The sequence below is a fragment of the Corynebacterium phocae genome (assembly GCF_008693075.1).
GTDB classification, from domain to species: Bacteria; Actinomycetota; Actinomycetes; order Mycobacteriales; family Mycobacteriaceae; genus Corynebacterium; species Corynebacterium phocae.
The window spans coordinates 193023-206718 of sequence record NZ_VXKJ01000030.1 but is presented as its reverse complement, the minus strand read 5'-3'; the positions used below and the strand labels follow the sequence as shown (position 1 = coordinate 206718).

The following is a 13696-nucleotide window of genomic DNA, read 5'->3' as shown; positions in this document are numbered from 1 at the left end:
GTCTACGCCGGAAAAAGTTTGAGAAAGAAACTTCAGACTTGGGTATGCTGGGGCACTAGAATTTTGACCCCAATTTTAATTAGATGGAGAGCCAACCACGTGATTCAATTTGTTGTAGGTGCAGCTGCCGGATACGTCTTTGGCACCAAAGCCGGGCGCAAGCGCTACCACCAGCTCAAGGACGGCTACGGGAAAGTAGTTAACTCCCCAGTAACCAAGAAAGCCGTCAGCGCAGCTCGCAAGACTGTAGCCAGCAAGCTAGACCCGGAACCACGCATGAAGGAAATCAAGGACGTGGGCCGTGGCCGGCGTCGTAGTACAGACCGTATCTACGAGCCCGACCAAGACTAAAACTCTTAACGCTGCTGCCCCCGGAAAGCTCGGTCTTTGAGCTCTCTGCGGGCTTGCTCTAGCGCCATCAGATCGCTAAACAAAGAGTTGTAGGTTTCCTGGTCATCAGAAGGGCGCATGCGCCCCAGGCGGGCTTTAAGCTGCGCCACCTGATCTCCTACCCGGCCTTCTTGGAGGCGGGATAGGACGGCATCGGCGTATTCCGGCATCCCCGCCTGACCGTTGTCCGCAGGAATGATGCGCTCCACAGCCAGCTCGGAGACAAAGTTGCGGGCAGTCAAATCCCTCATCTCATCAGTTACCGCAGCAATCCAATCCACCGCCTTCATACTGGCACCGCGCACTACCCCGCCTTGGTCCCCAATCGCGCGCCGGACAGTTCGATAGGCCTCATTGGTGAAGGCGTCAGCGGTAATACCGTCAAAGTAGGCCCCGGCAGCCTCAGGGAACTGCAAAGCCAGCTTAAGCGCTTCACGTTGTGGCCATAGAGGTGCAGATTTAGGATCCGGCACATGGAACATAGGCGCGTCTTGCTGGGGTGGCTGCTTAGAGGCCTCGAACTTGCGGTACTTACGCTCCGGTTTCCTCGGTGCCTGCCGCTGCTTTTCCACCATATCCAGAACCTCAATCGGGTCCGGCCACCCCACCCAGCTAGCCAGCTGACGCGAATAAGCGTCCCGCAGCGGTTTGTCCCGGATATCCGCCACCACAGGAACGGCCCGGCGCAAGGCCTGTAGACGCCCCTCTGCGGTGTCAATAGAGTAATTCTCAATGAGAGACTGGATGACAAACTCAAACATGGGAATCCGGCTGGCTACAAGCTCCCGCACGGCAGCGTCACCGCGCTTGAGACGCAAATCGCACGGATCCATTCCATCAGGGGCGGTGGCCACAAAGGACTGACCCGTAAACTTCTGCTCCCCCTGGAAAGCGCGCATGGCCGCTTTTTGCCCAGCCTCATCACCGTCAAAGGTGTAGATAAGCTCACCGCTAAAATAGGAATCATCCAACATCAACCGGCGGATTAGCTGCAAATGCTCATCACCAAAAGCCGTGCCACAAGAAGCCACAGCAGTCTTCACGCCGGCGGCGTACATGGCCATAACATCCGTGTAGCCCTCCACCACCACCGTCTGATGGGAGTCCGCAATGTTCTTCTTTGCCAAATCCAGTCCAAATAAGACCTTGTTCTTCTTGTAAAGCATGGTCTCACGGGTGTTCATATACTTGCCCATGTTGTCATCATCAAAGAGTTTGCGGGCACCAAAGCCAATAACATTGCTAGACATGTCCTTAATGGGCCACAGCAGGCGGCGGTGAAACATATCTATGGGGCCGCGCGTGCCCATCTTAGACAGGCCAGCTTGCTCCAGTTCCTCATAATCAAAGCCCATACGCAGCAGGTACTTGGTCAGCGTATCCCAGCCCTCCGGGGCATAACCACACTCAAAGGCGTAGATAATATCCTTGGAAAAACCCCTGTCCAGCAAGAAATCCCGCGCGGGCGCAGCCTCCGGCGTTTCTAACTGCTGCCGGTAGAACTTATGGGCTTCCTTGTTGGCCTGAATAAGGCGCTGCCTTAGCCCGGGTTTCTCATCCCGCTGCCCAGTAGAGCTGCCCTGGTAGTTGATTTGATAGCCAATTTTCTGCGCCACGGCCTCCACCGCCTCGGGAAAACTCAGCTGCTCCAACTCCATGAGGAACTTGAACACGTCTCCACCCATGCCGGTGGAAAAACAGTGAAAATACCCGTGCTGAGGGCGCACGTGAAAGGAAGGGGTGCGCTCATCTTTGAAAGGAGAAAGCCCCTTCATAGAGTCATAGCCAGCAGGCTTTAGCTGCACGTACTCGCCCACAATTTCATCAATGGCTGCACGCTCACGAATAGCCTCGATGTCACTTTGGGGAATTCTTCCTCTTGCCATAGTCACACGTTACAACGAAACCACAGCGTTTGTTGATTCCCGAGAGCCTAAATTGACCGGATTGTACGCTTGGGGGCGGAGTCTCTAGCCCCTCTGAGAAGCCACTGCCCACGTTGCCGGGGCTTGCTTGACGGCTTTTGCGTTTGCCGGGGCTTGTCGTTAGTCGAGGAAAGGTGAGAATGCTGCGGCGCGCTCTGCAAGGCGTTCCAAGCGGGACTCGGTCATGGAGGCAATCTGGTCAATAATGACCCGGTCGCGCTGGCGGTCATCATCTGCTTCGCGCCACCACCCGGCAAACATCGCGTCCAGTGAGCCCGGCGCGCCGGCCACCAGATAGTCGTACACCCGGTAGATACGCTCCCGCTGCCGGTCTTGGCGCTTCAGGTGCGCAGGCTCATCCATGACGTAGAGCACGGCAATAGTCTTCAGCAGCTTCACCTCTGCTACTGCGGTGGGCGGCACGGCCAGGGTGCCTTGGGTTCTGCCTAGCTGCCCACGGGCAATAAGTTCCGCGTTGGCCTCCCTGGTTGCGGAAACGGTAGCGCCCACGTAGCGGCCCACCAGCTCAGAGGTCATCTTCTTGAGGGTGGTATAAGAACGCAAGGAGTAATCAAACGGGCCGATATCGTTGATAACGTCCAAGCGGCGGAGGGAATCCGCAGCTTCGAGGAGTTCATCGGCGGTACCGCCAAAGGCGCGCGCCCCCTTTTCCGCCAGGGTGGCCAGCTCAACCAGATCCCACAAGACGCCCAGCGAAATGCGCCGGGAGATAATGCCGTCCTCCACGTCGTGGACGCTATAGGCCACGTCATCAGACCAGTCCATGACCTGTGCCTCAATACACTTGGCGGTAGTGTGATGGCCTTTTCTTATCCAAGCCAGCAGCTCCGCGTCCTCATCATAGGCCCCGTACTTCCGGTTGGTACTACCGTCGGGGTTAGTCTTGACCCACGGGTACTTACACGCGGCGTCCAGGCTAGCCCGGGTGAGGTTAAGGCCGTAGCTAATAAGGTTGCCGTCTTGCTCAGCAACCACCTTAGGCTCCAAGCGGGCCAAGATTCTCAAGGTCTGCGCGTTGCCCTCAAAGCCGTGCTGGGCAACCTCATTGAGGGCATTTTCCCCGTTGTGTCCGTAAGGCGGATGGCCGATATCGTGGGTTAGCCCCGCCATGTCCACCAGGTCTTGGTTCAGACCCAAGCCCTGGGCAATTCCCCGGCCAATCTGCCCCACCTCCAAGGAATGGGTGAGCCTGGTGCGCGGGGTGTCCCCATCACGCGGGCCCACCACCTGGGTTTTATCCGCCAACCGGCGCAGCGCCGCAGAATGCAGCACGCGGTCCCGGTCACGCGCAAAGGCATCCCGGTCCTGGTTTTCTGCTTCCAACTGGCTGCCCTTACCGGGTTCTTGGTAGCGGCGGGCAAAATCTACTTCTTGGTATTGATACATTTGCCCCACATTGTAGACCTTAGTCAAGTAAGGCATTTAACCATTTGCCCGGTGTCAGCCAAGTAAAATCCGTGTTTACTGCTGCAAACGCCCGTGTTTACTGCTGCAAGCGCCCGTGTTTACTGCTGCAAACGCTCATGCCGGCCGCGCCACGATGGCCGGATGACAGCCTCCACCGCATACAAACCGCTGCGCACCCGCCACGCAGCCGGGGCGGGAAGCCACCGTTGCGCGGCCAGGAAGATTAATCCGCCCAGCTCATGGGCAAGGGAGCGCCACCACGTGGGCTTGGGGAAACGGGTGGGACTGCCCTGCGCGGGGATGACGCGGGCGCGCAGGCCCACGGCACGGGCAATGGCCTGCGTGCGCGGGCCGTGAATCCGGTCGGTGACCACCCGTACCCGGTTGCTGCCGTCTATCCCCGGGTGGGCCGCCACCACAGCTTCGAGCGAGGTGCGCGTATCAACGCCGCGTTCAACGGCAATGACCTGAGACGGGTCTACTCCCCTAGCAACCAGGAAATCCCGGGCAACGCCTGCCTCGGTGAACCTATCCCCCGGCTGGTTGCCGCCCACGGTGATAAACCAGGTGGAAGGATCCCGCCGGTGGAGTTTCACTGCCTGATCCAGCCGCGCCCGCAGCGTCCGTGATAAACGCCCGTCACACTGCGCGGCACCCAAAATAATGACTGGTTGTTTCATTAGTAGGTATTCTAGGGCTTATGACAAATTTTGGACGGCTAAGCCATTACGGTCGCGCGGCTATCGCGGCGCTCTTCCTTGGACTGGCAACGGGAGCGCCAGCCTATGCCACACAAATTCACGTCCTGGCCCAAGACGCCAGCACGGTAACCGCCAAAGTAACAGACGGCGCCGGGGTCTTCAGCAGCTCCCAGGCCGCCCAGCTCGAAGAAAAAATCACCCAACTACAGCAAAATACCGGTGACCTGCTCTACATCGTGACCATAGACACAGCGCCCGGTGGGGCGGTGGCCTATGCGGAGCAAATCCGGGACACCCGCGGCACCAACGTGGGCGCAGTGGTCATAGACACCACGCAGCGCCAGCTAGGCGTGGCTGTTGGTGAAGACTTCCGCTCCGGGGATGAAGACACGCTGACAGAAGCGGCGTTGCCGGATCTGGGGGCATCGGAGTGGTTCGCGGGTGCTAATGCCGCCGTAAAATCCGCACTATCCGGAAACCGTGGCAGCGCCGGTAACAGCGGCGCGAGCGGGGAAGGTGACCAAGGCGGGGCACTGTGGCTAGGCGCCGGTGCCGCCGCGGTAGCCGTAGCCGGCGGCGGAATCTGGGCAGCCACCAAACGCAAAGGTAAAAAAGACCGCGCCATTGCTGTGTCTAACGCCCGCGCCATTGAGCCCGGCAACACCAACGCGCTTAGCCGCCAGAGCACCGACACCCTCGAAAAACTAGCCGCTGAGGAACTAGTGTCCACCGATGAATCAATCCGCCGCGGCAAAGAAGAACTAGACATAGCCATCGCGGAATTCGGACCAGAGCGCACCCGCCAGTTCACCGCCGCCATGAACCACTCGCGGACCACCCTGCAGCGGGCGTTTGCTATGAAACAACAGCTAGAAACCCAAGGCCACGCCATGGGCGAACAACAGCGCCGGCAGCTCCTGGTTAACATCATCTCCTCCTGCGGCCAGGCAGACGACGCCCTGGACGCCAAGGCAGCCGAATTCGCAGACATGCGCAACCTCCTAGTGATGGCCCCGCAACGCCTAGACCAACTCACCCAGCAAACCATTGACGTCCGCGCCCGCCTGCCGCGAGCCGAGGAAACCGTGGCCAAACTCCACCAAGAATTCGACGAAGCCATGCTGCGCTCCGTGGCTGACAACCCCGAGATGGCCACCGTTTCTGTTAGTGAGGCGGAAAAATCCCTAGGCATTGCCAGGGAGCTGGCCAGCAAACCCGCCGGGCAACAAGGTGGACTAGTAGCCGCCATCCGGGACACCGAGCACGCCATAGACGTCGCAGACCGCCTCCTCAACGGCGTAGAAAACGCCCGCAGCAACATCATGGAAGCCAAGTCTCTCCTGCCCGCGCTCATCGAGGAAGTGGAAGGCGAAATCGCCGAAGCCCGCCAGCTGGAAGCCCAAGGCGCCGCCCAAGGCACCAAAGCAGACTGGGGGCGGCTAGAGCAGCTGCTTGCCACCGCGTCCACGGGCGTCCAGGCCGCCCGCGAAGGTGGGAAGTCCGATCCCCTCACCCACCACACCGAGCTGACCAACATTGACACGGAATTAGACGCCGCGTTGGACCAGCTCCGTCACACCACCCACACCCACGCGCAGCAACTGCACATGTTTAGCCAGCAAATCGGGGTAGCAGAAACCACCATCCAAGCCGCAGAAGACCTCATTGCTTCCCGCGGCCGGCTCATTGGGGCCTCAGCCCGCACCGCCCTGGCGGACTCCAAGCGGCTGCACGCCCAGGCCCTCCAGGCCCGCGACCGCGACACCCGCCAGGCAGTGGAATACGCCCGTGACGCGGTACTCGCAGCACAAACCGCGCAGCGCCGCGCGCAAGATGACATTGACAACTACCGCCGCCGGCAGCAGCGCCAGCAAATGTCCAATGCCGCCGGCAACGTCATCACCGGCATGGTCATAGGCCAGATGCTGGGTGGCGGCCGCCGTTCCTACGGCGGTGGCTTTGGCGGGGGCTTCGGTGGCGGAGGTTTTGGTGGGGGCGGCTTCGGTGGCGGCGGCGGGGGCTCGCGCGGTAGCGCCTTCTAGGTGTAGAGCCGCGTGGGGTTATCGGCTTCCTTGCAGGCCCAGGTCAAGAATATGAAATCGAGATCCGGGACGGCGCAGTCCTGGGGGTGATCAAACACCTCCAGGCTAGCCCCCGCCGGGCAGGTCCGGGCAAAAGCGTGGCCTTCTGAATCTTTGAGCAGGCGTTCGCGGCGGAAACGGTGCACGCGGTCAAGCCGGTAGCGGCGGCCCCCGCAATTGGCGGAGAGGCGGCCAATGGAAAAGCCGTCCTGGGCCAAGGAGAAGACCTCCCCCTTCGAGGTAGTAGCGGCAATGGCCAGCTTCATCTCTGAACGCTGAATTTCAGTCAAGATGTGGTGGATCCCCATGTGGATGACCCCGGAACGAAACAGCGCAACCTCACGCCCCTGGGGGTCTAACAAGACGTTGTCCCGCCACGTCCACACTTCACTGCTCATTGCTAACTACCTGGATGCTAACTACCGGGGTGAGTCCTAGACAAAAAAGGCCAGCAGGGCCACTATTGACGCCAGAACCAAAGAGACTATGACCGCTGTTGAGGATTTTTCTACCTTTTCTTCCAAGACGAGGCGCGCAAACCAGCTAAGCGCCACGATGTGGTCAGTGGGGATGCTGGCCTGGCCCTCAAATTCCAGGATGGCCTTGCGCACCCCGGAATTTTTGCCGCAAAACTGGGCAACCTTCTGACTGGCCTCATCATCAATTATCCACTCGGCGCCGGTCTCGTTGACAAAGACGTACCCGGTACCGTTGACGTTGGCGTGCAGGCGCTTATCCCGGCCAAAGTTGCCCGGAAGGCTGTAGACCGCGCCCGTGGACGAAGTGGCGGTGGCACCTTCCTGGTCCCTGACGTCCAGGCTCCAGGACTCTTGTCCCACGGAGGCTACGTCCTGACCAAAGACGGCTAGGTCCTCCGGACCGTCCTCGATGAGCAACACCGGTTCCTCGACCTTACTGCGGTCCCAGCTGGTGTAGTGCATTAGCAGCCCGCCAGACGGGCGGCCAGGTAAGCCTCTAGCTCGTCAAGCTTGACGCGCTCTTGCTCCATGGTGTCGCGCTCGCGCACCGTCACGGCGTTGTCCTCCAAGGTGTCAAAGTCCACGGTGACGCAGAACGGAGTACCAATTTCATCCTGGCGGCGGTAACGGCGGCCAATGGCGCCAGAGGCGTCAAACTCCACGTTCCACAGCTTGCGCAGCTTGGCGGCCAGCTCACGGGCCGGGGTGGACAGCTCTTCCTTCTTCGACAAGGGCAGCACAGCAACCTTGACTGGTGCCAAGCGGCGGTCCAGGCGCAGAACCACGCGCTTGTCCACGCCACCCTTGGCGTTGGGAACCTCTTCCTCATCATAGGCGTCCACCAGGAAGGCCATCATGGAACGGCCCAGGCCGGCGGCCGGCTCAATCACGTAAGGAATCCAACGCTCGTTGGTGGTCTGGTCAAAGTAGCTAAGGTCCTCACCAGAGCCTTCAGAATGCACGCGCAGGTCATAGTCGGTGCGGTTGGCAACGCCCTCTAGCTCACCCCACTTGGAGCCGGTGAAACCGAAGGCGTATTCCACGTCCACGGTGCGCTTGGAGTAGTGGGAAAGCTTTTCCTTGGGGTGCTCATAAAGGCGCAGGTTTTCTTCCTTGATGCCCAAGTCCACGTACCAGTTGTAACGGTCATCAATCCAGTATTGGTGCCACTGCTCATCCTCACCAGGCTTGACAAAGAACTCCATCTCCATCTGCTCGAACTCGCGGGTGCGGAAGATGAAGTTGCCCGGGGTGATCTCATTGCGGAAAGACTTGCCGATGTTAGCGATACCGAACGGGGGCTTAATACGCGCGGAGGTCAAGACATTTTTGAAGTTCACAAAGATACCCTGTGCCGTCTCCGGGCGCAGGTAGTGCAAACCTTCTTTGTCATCCACCGGGCCCAGGTAGGTCTTGAGCAAGCCGGAGAAAGCGCGGGGTTCGGTCCAATTGCCGGGCTGACCGGTTTCCGGGTCATTGATGTCAGCCAGACCGTTTTCTGGGGCGTGGCCATGCTTTTCTTCATAGGCTTCTAGCAAGTGGTCCGCGCGGTAGCGCTTGTGAGTGTAGAGGGACTCCACCAGCGGGTCCGTGAATACCTCAACGTGGCCGGAGGACACCCACACCTGGCGCGGCTGGATGACGGAGGTGTCAACACCTACAACGTCGTCGCGGGACTGCACCATGTGGCGCCACCACTGACGCTTGATGTTTTCTTTCAGCTCTACGCCTAGCGGGCCGTAGTCCCAAGCGGAGCGGGAGCCGCCGTAGATTTCACCAGCTTGGTAGACCAGTCCACGGCGCTTACACAGGTTTACTACGGTATCAATGACAGATGCCATGAGATTAAAAGACTCCTCGGAAGTAATTCGAACTCGCGGATCTCCGATTGCAATCCAAAGACCCGCGAGATGTACAGTAAATGCGTCTTCTATCCTAGCGTGAGCACGTAGCCAAAGGCACGCTGGGGACATATTTACCTCGGCTAAAATGCTCACGATTTGACAGACTTCCCACCAAGAAAATATTTTCGAATTGGGAGACTTGTCTACCTGGCATTTTCGAAAAGAAGACTGCACATGAAAAATTTATTTGGTAATCAGCCAACTCCCAGCTATTACCGTGGGTTTTTTGAAATAGCCTGCGCTACACTAGCTATTAACACTGATTTAGAGAGGACACACTAATGCCTAGCATTGCCCCAACCCCCACCGAACTAGATGCAGCCGAAATCCTTTTCAGCTCACTTGATTCACCTTTGCGTCTACGCATCCTCGTTTTGCTCGCTGAACGCGGGCACTTTGTCCATGAGCTGGTTTCCAAATTGGAAAAATCACAACCCCTGATTAGCCAGCACTTGCGCGTACTGAAGTCTTCAGGGCTGGTACAGTCAGAGCGCTCCGGCCGCGAAGTTATCTACACTTTGTCCACGCCCAAGGCTATAAAGCTCATCCAAACCGCCTCCAAGCTGCATGAGGAGCTCAACTCTTAGAAGTTAGGCCACCACTTCTCCCCGCTTACTAGGGATATTTAAGGTAATCTCTACTTCATGCAGCAGAAAATTCCTAAGCTAGGAGCACGGAACACCCGGCAACGCACCGCGGTCATCAAAGTTTTGCGCGACTTTGATAACTTTGCCTCTGCGAAAGACATCTACAATGCCCTCCAGGTTAAGGAGGCGAAGGTAGGCCTGACCACGGTTTACCGTACCCTCCAATCCCTTTCTGAGATTGACGCCGTTGACGCACTCCACATGCCCAGCGGCGAAACCCTGTACCGCCACTGCGACTCCCTCCACCATCACCACCACCTGGTGTGTATTCGCTGCGGGCGCACGGAGGAAGTTGATGGCGGCCCCATCGAGGAGTGGGCAAAAAGCATCTCTGAGCAGCACGGATTTGAGCTCACCGGCCATGACGCGGAAATCTTTGGTGTCTGCGGTAGCTGCCAGACCAAGCTCAAGACCGCACCCAAGTCCTAGCCTTCCAGGCAAGCAGCCGGCCTGTTTCCGCCAAAGCGCCTGGTCATTATCCTGCGTTTTAACGTAGATGTGAAGGCCAGGAAGGGCCCTGAGCGCAGATGTTGCGGACGAGTCCCCAAACCTAAGTAGGTTTGGGGACTCGTCTACTTGTTTTTGGTGCCGCCACCGCGTCACTGGGTTACCCGCGTCACTGGGTCACCGCGTCACTGGGTCACCGCAGCCGCGCACCACCGCCGCGCCCGAAGACTTCCAGGCGCGCGGGTGGTTCAAGAAACCCTACTTTGTGCCGCCAAAGCGGCGGTCGCGCCGGGCGTATTCTTCCACCGCAGCAAAAAGATCTTCCGGCGTGAAATCCGGGAACAGCTTGTCTTGATAAACCATCTCCGCGTACGCGGACTGCCACAACAAGAAGTTGGACGTACGCTTTTCCCCCGAGGGCCGCAAGAACAAATCCACGTCCGGCATCTGCGGATCGTAGAGGAACTGGGAGATAGTCTTTTCAGAAATAGACTGCGGGGAAAGTTCACCGGAAGCGGCTTTGGCGGCGATATCCCGGACGGCATCGACAACCTCTGCCCTACCGCCGTAATTAACACACATAGCAAGGGTCATCCGCGTGTTGTTCTTTGTCAGCTCCTGAGCGGTTTCTAGTTCCTTAATAACCGAGCGCCACAACCTGGGACGGCGTCCGACCCACACCACCTTCACCCCGCGTTCATTAAGCCACTCCCGCTGGCGGCGCAGCACATCACGGTTAAAGCCCATTAAAAAGCGCACCTCCGCCGGGCGGCGGCGCCAGTTCTCCGTGGAAAAGGCGTACGCAGACAAATACGGAATGCCCATGGCCAAGCACGCGTCCACAATCTCCAACAAGACCGCCTCACCGCGCTTGTGGCCCTCCGTGCGCTCCATGCCGCGCTCCTGCGCCCAGCGCCCATTGCCGTCCATCACCAACGCCACATGGCGAGGAATGAACTCCTTGGGGATAGCGGGCGGATTAAGAACTCTGTTTGGGTCTGGCGTAATCACGGATCTAATACTACTGATCCATGACGTAAAGCGCGGTAACCTTGCGCTCCACGTGCCACTGCAAGTGGGCGCGCGTCAGCCGGTGAGCCTCCGCCGCCTGCGACGGCGTAGGAGAAGAAGCATGCCCGTGCGCAATCAACCACAAGTGGTGAAGGGTCTCCGGGTCCACCTCCGCTGCCCCCGGTGGCCGGCACAAGTGACACACCGCCCCACCCACCGCCGGATGAAAGGCATGATGGGGCCCCGGTTTGCCGCACTGGGCGCAATCAAAAAGACTAGGAGCCCAGCCCGAATGGGTCAAAGCCTGCAGAATAAACGCGTCCACAATCTGGTTGGGGTCACCGGTTTGCAGCTTTTCCAGCGCCGCAACAATGGCGTGGTAGAAGAAGGGGTCTTCATCATTTCCGGCCTGGGCTAGGCGCTCTGCGGTTTCCAGCACCGCGCACGCCGCAGCGTAGCGCTCATAATCATCAATAATGGCCGCGCCAAAGTAACCCACGGTATCTGCCTGCGTAATGGTAAACAGACTGCGCCCCGGATAAAGCATGACATCCAGATCCACAAAAGGCTGCAGGCGCGAGCCAAAGCGAGACTTGGCGCGCCGCACACCCTTGGCAACCCCCCTAACCAGGCCATGGTTGCGCGTGAGCAACACGATAACGCGGTCAGCCTCCCCAAAGTCATAAGACCGGATGACCACCGCGCGATCATGAACCGTTGGCCTAGCCACGGACCCTAGAAGCCCAAGCGGCCCAGGTGCTTAGGATCCTGCTGCCAGTTCTTTAACACCTTGATACGCAGATCAAGGAAGACATTGCGGTCCAACAAGGCCATGATTTCTTTGCGGGCAGTGCCCACAATCCGCGTGAAACGGCGACCATCCTTGCCCTCAATAATCCGCTGCTGGCCGGGGCGCTCCAAGTACATGATGGCGTGGATATTGAGCACGCCCTTGCGCTCTGGATCCGGCAACATCTCATCGATCTCCACGGCAACGGAATGCGGGAGCTCATCTTTGAGCCCCGCCAACGCGGCCTCGCGGATAAGCTCCGCGATTCGCTTTTCTTCCTGCTCGTCTGTCACGTGGCCATCCGGGTAGAACTTAGGGCCCTCCGGCAGCGCGAGCTTGATTTCCTCCACAAGCTCCTCCAGCTGCACCCCTTCCTTAGCGGAGACCGGAATGACCACCGCGTTGTCATCCTGCTCGCTGAGCAAAGAATGCAGCTCAATGAGCTGGGCACCAATCTGATCCTTGCCGGCCTTATCCAGCTTGGTCACAATCCCAATGATCTTGGTGTTAGGGACCACCTTGCGCACGTTGTCTAGAATCCAGCGGTCACCAGGGCCAAGTTTCTCATCAGCCGGGATGGTCAAACCAATCACGTCAACATCCGCGTACGTGTCCTTGACAATGTCATTGAGGCGCTCACCCAAAAGAGTCCGCGGCCGGTGCAGGCCCGGGGTATCCACGACCACAATCTGGGCGTCCGGGCGGTGCACCAAACCACGAATGGGGTGGCGCGTGGTTTCCGGCTGGTTGGCGGTAATGGCAATCTTCTGCCCTACCAGCGCGTTGGTGAGCGTGGACTTACCGGAATTAGGCCGGCCCACAAAGGACACGAACCCGGAGCGGAAGCCGTCCGGGACGTCCTCAAACTGGCGATAATCGTGCGGGGTCGGGGTGGCAGCTGCGTCATCAGGCAGGTCCGCGAAAGCGGAATCAAAGAAATCTTTAGTCATCAAGACTAGATACTACCCCCTACGCGCCAGATTTTCGGTCTTCACGCCGGTTTCACCGGGGATTTTAGACCTTAGTGACCGCAAATTGTAGGCGCGGATGAGCAAAGAAATCCTGGGCCTTGATTAGTTCCAGCTCCGCAGCGCCTTCCCGGTGCGTGAGGTCTAACAAGTCCCACACCGAAGACGCCGTGGCCGCAAGCGCCGAACGCGCGTCCCGCGTGCGGGCATAGTGGCCGGTAAACAAAGCAGCGGTAACATCACCGGAACCGTTGCGCTTGAACGGCAGGCGTGGGGTGGCCACCAGGTACGCGTCAGGGCCGTCCACCGCCAGCATTTCCAGGGTGTCCTCCGGGGTCTCCGGCCGGGAGACTGAGGTAACTAGTACCACGCTTGGTCCCATCGCCTGAGCCTTTTCCGCGGCCGCCAAGGTCTGCTCCAGCGTCCCAGTTTCCGCGCCGGTGAGATACCCCAGCTCAAACTGGTTAGGCGTGATGATATCGGCTACCGGCACCACCTTCTCGCGCAGCAGCGGCGGGATGGCCTCTGAGACAAAGCACCCAGACTTAGCGTTGCCCATCACCGGGTCGCACGCGTAAAGCGCGTCCGGGTTCACCTCCTTGATGCGCTCAACCGCGTCCACAATGGCCCCTGCGATATCCGGCCCGCCCTGGTAGCCGGACAAAATCGCGTCAATACGCGGGAAGGCGCCACGGCGCTCAATCCCATCGACTATCTCAGTTACCTGCTCCGCCGGAATAAGCGGCCCGCCCCAATCCCCGTAACCGGTGTGATTGGAAAAGTTCACCGTGTGGACGGGCCAGACCTCATGCCCGGCGCGTTGGAGGGGAAAGACTGCCGCAGAATTGCCCACGTGGCCAAATGCAACGTGGGACTGAATGGAAAGAATGTTCATGACTTCCCATTATGCCCGGATTCTCCCGGC

At 59.1% G+C, this 13696-nt stretch carries 14 protein-coding genes; 4 read left to right on the top strand and 10 right to left on the bottom strand.

Features of this window, described 5'->3' with window-relative positions:
• Positions 1-99 precede the first annotated feature (99 nt).
• Positions 100-351 (top strand): hypothetical protein, encoded by a 252-nt coding sequence (locus tag F4V58_RS03140; protein ID WP_075733287.1) that lies wholly within the window; start codon positions 100-102, stop codon positions 349-351.
• A 5-nt stretch (positions 352-356) separates the two neighbouring features.
• Here the strand turns inward: F4V58_RS03140 and dnaG are convergent, their stop codons facing one another.
• The 3 genes from dnaG to F4V58_RS03125 form a co-directional block, all read right to left on the bottom strand.
• Positions 357-2276, bottom strand: a complete 1920-nt coding sequence (dnaG, locus tag F4V58_RS03135) for a DNA primase (RefSeq protein ID WP_075736442.1) — start codon at positions 2274-2276, stop codon at positions 357-359.
• Positions 2277-2435: 159 nt separating this feature from the next.
• Positions 2436-3722 carry a deoxyguanosinetriphosphate triphosphohydrolase gene (locus F4V58_RS03130; RefSeq protein WP_075736440.1) on the bottom strand — a complete coding sequence of 429 codons (1287 nt, stop codon included), beginning with the start codon at positions 3720-3722 and terminating at the stop codon, positions 2436-2438.
• Between the two features lie 119 nt (positions 3723-3841).
• Complete coding sequence (locus F4V58_RS03125; RefSeq protein WP_075733285.1) at positions 3842-4423, bottom strand: YdcF family protein; 582 nt, start codon at positions 4421-4423, stop codon at positions 3842-3844.
• 20 nt (positions 4424-4443) lie between these two features.
• Here F4V58_RS03125 and F4V58_RS03120 point away from each other — a divergent pair, with 20 nt between their 5' ends.
• Positions 4444-6486 (top strand): TPM domain-containing protein, encoded by a 2043-nt coding sequence (locus F4V58_RS03120; protein ID WP_075733283.1) that lies wholly within the window; start codon positions 4444-4446, stop codon positions 6484-6486.
• Here F4V58_RS03120 and F4V58_RS03115 read toward each other — a convergent pair.
• From F4V58_RS03115 to F4V58_RS03105, 3 genes are read right to left on the bottom strand one after another with little or no spacing between them, the layout of a single operon-like run.
• On the bottom strand, positions 6483-6923 hold the full coding sequence (locus tag F4V58_RS03115; RefSeq protein WP_075733281.1) for a hypothetical protein: 441 nt from the start codon (positions 6921-6923) through the stop codon (positions 6483-6485). The two genes, F4V58_RS03120 and F4V58_RS03115, sit on opposite strands and share 4 nt — an antisense overlap.
• 36 nt (positions 6924-6959) lie before the next feature.
• Complete coding sequence (locus F4V58_RS03110; protein ID WP_075733279.1) at positions 6960-7466, bottom strand: hypothetical protein; 507 nt, start codon at positions 7464-7466, stop codon at positions 6960-6962.
• Entirely contained in the window at positions 7466-8845 is a 1380-nt protein-coding gene (locus F4V58_RS03105; protein WP_075733277.1) for a glycine--tRNA ligase, read from the bottom strand. The genes F4V58_RS03110 and F4V58_RS03105 overlap by 1 nt, the downstream gene beginning before the upstream one ends.
• Positions 8846-9189: 344 nt before the next feature.
• Between F4V58_RS03105 and F4V58_RS03100 the strand changes: the two genes are divergently transcribed.
• Both F4V58_RS03100 and F4V58_RS03095 read left to right on the top strand, forming a co-directional pair.
• Positions 9190-9495, top strand: a complete 306-nt coding sequence (locus F4V58_RS03100; RefSeq protein ID WP_075733275.1) for an ArsR/SmtB family transcription factor — start codon at positions 9190-9192, stop codon at positions 9493-9495.
• 57 nt (positions 9496-9552) lie between these two features.
• Complete coding sequence (locus F4V58_RS03095) at positions 9553-9984, top strand: Fur family transcriptional regulator (protein ID WP_075733273.1); 432 nt, start codon at positions 9553-9555, stop codon at positions 9982-9984.
• Between the two features lie 276 nt (positions 9985-10260).
• Here the strand turns inward: F4V58_RS03095 and F4V58_RS03090 are convergent, their stop codons facing one another.
• The 4 genes from F4V58_RS03090 to pdxY form a co-directional block, all read right to left on the bottom strand.
• Complete coding sequence (locus F4V58_RS03090) at positions 10261-11013, bottom strand: isoprenyl transferase (protein WP_075733271.1); 753 nt, start codon at positions 11011-11013, stop codon at positions 10261-10263.
• Between the two features lie 10 nt (positions 11014-11023).
• Complete coding sequence (recO, locus tag F4V58_RS03085; protein WP_075733269.1) at positions 11024-11743, bottom strand: DNA repair protein RecO; 720 nt, start codon at positions 11741-11743, stop codon at positions 11024-11026.
• 5 nt (positions 11744-11748) lie between these two features.
• On the bottom strand, positions 11749-12753 hold the full coding sequence (era, locus tag F4V58_RS03080; protein WP_075733267.1) for a GTPase Era: 1005 nt from the start codon (positions 12751-12753) through the stop codon (positions 11749-11751).
• A gap of 64 nt (positions 12754-12817) precedes the next feature.
• Complete coding sequence (gene pdxY / locus F4V58_RS03075) at positions 12818-13666, bottom strand: pyridoxal kinase PdxY (RefSeq protein WP_075733265.1); 849 nt, start codon at positions 13664-13666, stop codon at positions 12818-12820.
• Positions 13667-13696 lie beyond the last annotated feature (30 nt).

What these genes read in the sequence shown, in the direction of transcription:
- era (WP_075733267.1), bottom strand. Translation starts at nt 12,753, where the DNA reads ATGACTAAAGATTTCTTTGATTCCGCTTTCGCGGACCTGCCTGATGAC.
- F4V58_RS03125 (WP_075733285.1), bottom strand. Translation starts at nt 4,423, where the DNA reads ATGAAACAACCAGTCATTATTTTGGGTGCCGCGCAGTGTGACGGGCGT.
- F4V58_RS03095 (WP_075733273.1), top strand. Translation starts at nt 9,553, where the DNA reads ATGCAGCAGAAAATTCCTAAGCTAGGAGCACGGAACACCCGGCAACGC.
- F4V58_RS03110 (WP_075733279.1), bottom strand. Translation starts at nt 7,466, where the DNA reads ATGCACTACACCAGCTGGGACCGCAGTAAGGTCGAGGAACCGGTGTTG.
- pdxY (WP_075733265.1), bottom strand. Translation starts at nt 13,666, where the DNA reads ATGAACATTCTTTCCATTCAGTCCCACGTTGCATTTGGCCACGTGGGC.
- F4V58_RS03105 (WP_075733277.1), bottom strand. Translation starts at nt 8,845, where the DNA reads ATGGCATCTGTCATTGATACCGTAGTAAACCTGTGTAAGCGCCGTGGA.
- dnaG (WP_075736442.1), bottom strand. Translation starts at nt 2,276, where the DNA reads ATGGCAAGAGGAAGAATTCCCCAAAGTGACATCGAGGCTATTCGTGAG.
- F4V58_RS03130 (WP_075736440.1), bottom strand. Translation starts at nt 3,722, where the DNA reads ATGTATCAATACCAAGAAGTAGATTTTGCCCGCCGCTACCAAGAACCC.
- F4V58_RS03120 (WP_075733283.1), top strand. Translation starts at nt 4,444, where the DNA reads ATGACAAATTTTGGACGGCTAAGCCATTACGGTCGCGCGGCTATCGCG.
- F4V58_RS03115 (WP_075733281.1), bottom strand. Translation starts at nt 6,923, where the DNA reads ATGAGCAGTGAAGTGTGGACGTGGCGGGACAACGTCTTGTTAGACCCC.
- F4V58_RS03100 (WP_075733275.1), top strand. Translation starts at nt 9,190, where the DNA reads ATGCCTAGCATTGCCCCAACCCCCACCGAACTAGATGCAGCCGAAATC.